The sequence below is a fragment of the Candidatus Binatia bacterium genome (assembly GCA_036382395.1).
Classification (GTDB): Bacteria; Desulfobacterota; Binatia; order HRBIN30; family HRBIN30; genus JAGDMS01.
Window position 1 is genome coordinate 1 of sequence record DASVHW010000159.1, and the last position, 2,269, is coordinate 2,269.

Sequence of the window (2,269 nt, forward strand, 5' to 3'; positions counted from 1 at the left end):
GTTGCCACGTCGTGGTAGTCGTGGACTTCGGCAACCTCCTTGCCTCGTAGGCTTCGAACGACGCGCCCTGCGCACTGGATTAGGAGGCCGTCGAAGGAGATCGGTCCAGCGAGGAACAGGGTGTCGAGCGCCGGCACGTCGAATCCCTCACCAATGAACGGCGTCGTGCCGATGACCACGATCGCGTCGCCGGGATGAGCGTCACCCAGTTCCGCAACGATGCGTCGTCGTTCGCTTCCGGACATGCTCCCTTGGAGCACGAGTGGCCGCTGTCCCTCGCTGGTCAGCCGGTGGGCGAGGATCTCGACGTGCGCAACGCGCCTGGTCAGCACAAGGCAGTTCCGACCGCGGCCAAGCGCCTCGAGAATGTCCGCGACGATCTGGTCGTTTCGGTCCTCATCGGCGATGAGGGCACGCTGCACCTCGGCTAGGGCTGCTGGGTCGGAGAAGTCGACTATGCCAAACGCGAAACTGGTGTCGTGGACGTGCAGTTCGCGGCGCGGCCCGGCGTCCGAGGAGCCCGGGGAAAACAGCGTGCCCGGATCGCTGGTCACACCGATCACGTGGCGGATGGGACCGAGTTGCCACGTGGCCAGGTCGCCGAGCCCATCCCGTCGCTTGGGAGTGGCCGTGAGCCCGAGCCAGAAGCGAGCTGCCATGGGCTTCACCGAGTGCTCGTATGCGGCGGCCGCCAGGTGGTGACACTCGTCGACGATCACCTGCCCGTAGTCCTTGGTGAGTTGTTCGATCCCCTCCCGTCTGGCGAGGGAGGGCAGCATCGCAATGTCGACGAAGCCGGTCAGCTTCTTGCGTCCGCCGCCCATCTGGCCGGCACGGACACCCAGGAACTGCTCAATCCGCGCGCGCCACTGCTCCGCGAGTGCCTTCCGGTCGACCAGGACGAGCGTGGATGTACCTCGCTCGGCAATGATGGCGCACGCCATGACCGTCTTGCCGGAGCCGGGAGGGGCCACCAGGACGCCGTCGTCGTGGGCAAGGAGCGCATTGACCGCTGTCGCTTGGGGTTCAGACAACTCCGCGGCCAAGGCGAGGTCAGTTTCCCGTCCAGAATTCCGGGCGTCTATGACCTCCATACGCGAGCCGGCCCTCTCGACGATGTCGGTGATCCGGTGCCGCAATCCCCGAGGTAGGACAAGTCGATCATCGATCGTCACGTCATAGCCGCGCACGAAACGCGGCGTGTCCCACGTTGACTTCCGCAGGCGCTGCAATTCGTAGAACTTGGGATTGGCCAGCGACGCGACGTGCTTGAAAGTCGAGACCGTCGCAGGGGTCAGCTGGGACATGTCGATCGCCAGACCAGCAGCGAGCTCAGCGCGCACCACCGCTGGCAGCCGGGGCTGGACCTTGCTGGCGGTCGAGACGCTCACAGCCGCGATGTCGGTCCCGACGAGCGTCCGACCCACTTGCCGGGCGAGGAGACCCGCTTCGCCTGGGTCAAGACGATCGAGAGTGGACAGATAGGCCCACTGGTCTGCATGCGGCTCCAAGGTCGCCAGGTCGAGGAAGACGGTCAGTCCATCCCGGCGGCGCCGGCCTTGCAGAGGTGCAGCGATCAGGTTCCCGAAGCCACCTGCCGGGAGAACATCCTGGTTCGGGAACAGCCGGTCATATGACTGCAAGTCCATCGACCCCCGCAGCACCATCGCCTCATGGACGAGCCACGTGCCGATGGCCCGCGCTGTCGCCGCTGGAACCGCACCCGAGAACAAGATCCACACGTGCGCCCCTCGCCCGGACTGGGAGATCTCCACGGCAGCCGGGATCCGTCGGCTCCTCGCGGCCTTCGCGTACGCCAGCGCATCCAACATCGCCGCAGCCCCATCGAAGTCGGCCGCCAGGCAGTGGCAACCATTGGTGGTCAGCAGTGGGTACAGGCCCACAAAGACCTCCCCCGCCAGATGTGCCGCCATCACCTCCGGCGTCAGGGGAAGGTAACGGACACCGCCGCGGTCTGCGCCCTTTCGCCAACCGCCCGCCACGGCCGGCGACCACCCGCTCAAACCAGACCGCGCGTTCTCCCAACGAACCGCGTATACGTCGCGTCGAGCCCGGAATCGGTCAGCGTACAGTCGAAGCTTGTCGTCCAAAGACGAAGCCATCGTGACCATCCCCGGCACTGCCAACGGCATGGCCGGCTGCTCAGCAGCAGGAGCCGTATCCCACCCGCGCAAGTCGAGCAGCCGCGACAACCGAGCGTTCTCCTCGCGCAAGCGCTCCAACTCGCGAGACAACGCCGCCATCTCGG

The 2,269-nt window shown here is 66.2% G+C and carries 1 protein-coding gene; it reads right to left on the reverse strand.

What is annotated here, in order from left to right:
- A partial coding sequence (locus tag VF515_07520; protein ID HEX7407486.1) for a DEAD/DEAH box helicase family protein occupies positions 1-2,123 on the reverse strand: 2,123 nt, incomplete at its 3' end.
- Positions 2,124-2,269 lie beyond the last annotated feature (146 nt).